This window comes from Leptospira alexanderi serovar Manhao 3 str. L 60 (assembly GCF_000243815.2).
In the GTDB taxonomy this organism is placed as follows: Bacteria; Spirochaetota; Leptospiria; order Leptospirales; family Leptospiraceae; genus Leptospira; species Leptospira alexanderi.
Genome location: NZ_AHMT02000015.1, coordinates 125,001 through 127,500, shown reverse-complemented (window position 1 = coordinate 127,500; position 2,500 = coordinate 125,001). Strand labels below are relative to the sequence as shown.

Genomic DNA, 2,500 nt, shown 5'->3' with positions numbered 1-2,500 from the left:
CCTTTCCGAAACCTTCGTAACGTTTGATCTTATTTTTGCCTATCAGAAAGTCGACCCCGTCGGTGACTTCCTTTACGATCTGATCCTTTCGGTTCATAAGCTTGTCGAGATCGACTTCAACTTTTCCGACGGTGATTCCGTGAACTTCGAGTTTGTGCAGAGCTTTGTGATATTCTTCGGAAGAATCCAGAAGAGCTTTGGAGGGAATACAACCCACATTGAGACAGGTGCCTCCGAGGGTTTTTCTTTTTTCAATGATTGCGGTTTTAAAACCGAGTTGAGCGGATCGGATGGCACAAACGTAGCCTCCCGGTCCCGCACCGATCACGACTACGTCATATTCTGCTGACATGCTTCCTCTTTCATTAAAGTTCGAGTAAAAGTCGGGCCGGATCTTCGATCGCTTCCTTGACCTTTACGAGGAACGTAACCGCTTCTTTCCCGTCTACGATTCTGTGGTCGTAGGAAAGTGCGAGATACATCATCGGACGGATCACGATTTGATCGTTTACCACCACCGCACGCTTTACTATATTATGAAGTCCTAAAATTCCACTCTGAGGAGGGTTTAATATCGGTGTGGACATCATGGAACCGTAGATTCCCCCGTTGGAAATCGTAAACGTTCCGCCCTCCATCTCCGAAAGTTCGATCTTTCCGTCCTTAACTCGGTTGGCAAGTCTTACGATCTCTTGCTCCACTCCCGCAAAGCTCAAAAGATCCGCGTCTCTTACGATCGGAACCACAAGTCCCTTAGGTCCTCCGACAGCGACTCCAATATCATAAAAGTTCTTATATACGATGTCGTTTCCGCGGATCTCTGCGTTGATCGCTGGAATCGTTTTGAGCGCGTGGATCGCGGCTTTTGTAAAGAAGCTCATAAATCCGAGACCTACGTTATGCGTCTCTTTGAACTTATCTTTGTAACGGTTTCTGAGCTCCATTACGTAACTCATGTCCACTTCGTTGAATGTGGTTAAAATGGCGGCATTGTGTTGCGCCGATACGAGTCTTTCCGCAATTACTTTGCGTAAACGAGTCATCGGAACCGCGTTTTCTCTCGGAAGATCCGTTCTTCTCGCGACAGGAACCGCTTTTGGAATTTCCGGAGAAGGCGCCGCTTTCGCTGCAACGGATGCCGTCGCAACGGGTGCGGAAGTTTTGGATTCGATCGCTTTTAAAACGTCTTCTTTTGTAATCTGTCCATTCTTACCGGAACCGGAAATCGAGGATGCATTCAAACCATTGTCGTCGATCAACTTACGAACCGCAGGTGAAAGAGTATCGTTGTGTTTGTCGTTTCCAGAGTTTTGAGTTGTTTGTGCTGGAGTTGTTGGCGAAGAAGATGCGGGAGTGGAGGCAGTTGCCGCGGAGTCGATGAGACCGATGATCTCTTTTACTTTTACAGTGTCTCCGGCTTTCTTATGAATTTTCTGAAGAACACCGGAAGAAGGCGCCGGAACTTCCATGGTCGCCTTATCGGTTTCCAGTTCCAGCAGGATCTCATCTTGTTTTACCGCGTCTCCTTCTTTCTTAACCCAATTTGCAATCGTAGCTTCCGTGATAGATTCCCCCATTTCGGGGACCTTAATTTCTACAGACATGAATGATTCCTTTCGAGAGGCTTTGGATGCAAAAAAGCGAAGGCCTCGGTTTCAATCCTTCTAAATGAAAAAATTCTGTAAACGAAATTCTCTAAAACACAATTATTCCGTCCTAGGTTTGAACTTTCGATCCATTTTACCCAATTCCTCGTCACTAATCTGATATTCTTTCTGTAAGAATTCTCTAAAATCCACAGACTTGTGATGATCCCTCTCTCCGTCACACTGGCGATTACCCATCACCGCCTTGGTCACTCCGGCTACGGTGATCGGTTTGAGTGTCAGATTCTGAGTTACGGGACATACTCCCGGTTTTGGAGAAAGTCCATTGTAAGCACAAGTGCCACCGCCTTGTACTTCTTCGGGTATAATGTCTTCGCCGAAGGTCGGATAATTCTGACCTCCGTAGAAACGATTGTACATTCTTCCCCAAATCGGAACCGCAAGCACTGAAGCCGCTTGTCCTCTTCCCAAAGAAATAGAACTTTTATCGAATCCCAACCAAATAACAGTCGTATAATTCGGATCGAATCCACAGTACCATGCGTTGGTAAAAGAAGAAGTCGAACCGGTTTTTCCAGCGGCGATTCCTCTATAATTCCCTTTCTCGGGATCTCTTAATCCCATCGCAGCGGTTCCAGCCATCGCCACATTGGTTAGCATTTTTTTCAGAATGTAGGCGGTTCCTTCGGAGATCACTTGGATACTTCCGTCTTTAGCCTGTCTCTGCAATTCCTCCTGAACCTTTACTTCTTCATTGTAGACGACATTTCCACTCTGATCGATCACATAACGAACAGAAAACGGGATCACCCTTCTTCCATTGTTAGCAATCGTAGCATAACCAAGTGCCATCTCAAGAGGTGTGAGTTCCGCGATTCCAAGCGCAAGTGCGG

The 2,500-nt window shown here is 46.6% G+C and carries 3 protein-coding genes (2 of these 3 only partly in view); all 3 read right to left on the bottom strand.

Translation table 11 applies throughout. The features are described from left to right. Positions 1-352: the 5' end (the start) of a dihydrolipoyl dehydrogenase gene (lpdA, locus tag LEP1GSC062_RS04450; RefSeq protein WP_010578514.1), read on the bottom strand. It extends 1,052 nt beyond the left edge of the window; 352 of the gene's 1,404 nt are visible here — the first part of the coding sequence; it begins with the start codon at positions 350-352; its stop codon lies off the left edge, out of view. Positions 353-365: 13 nt separating this feature from the next. Continuing rightward, positions 366-1,604 carry a 2-oxoglutarate dehydrogenase complex dihydrolipoyllysine-residue succinyltransferase gene (gene odhB, locus LEP1GSC062_RS04445; RefSeq protein WP_010578515.1) on the bottom strand — a complete coding sequence of 413 codons (1,239 nt, stop codon included), beginning with the start codon at positions 1,602-1,604 and terminating at the stop codon, positions 366-368. A gap of 102 nt (positions 1,605-1,706) precedes the next feature. After that, positions 1,707-2,500 carry the final stretch of a penicillin-binding protein 1A gene (locus LEP1GSC062_RS04440; RefSeq protein ID WP_020983520.1) on the bottom strand. 1,645 nt of this gene lie beyond the right edge of the window, so only the last 794 of its 2,439 coding nucleotides appear in the window; its start codon lies off the right edge, out of view — the gene reads right to left on this strand; the stop codon is at positions 1,707-1,709.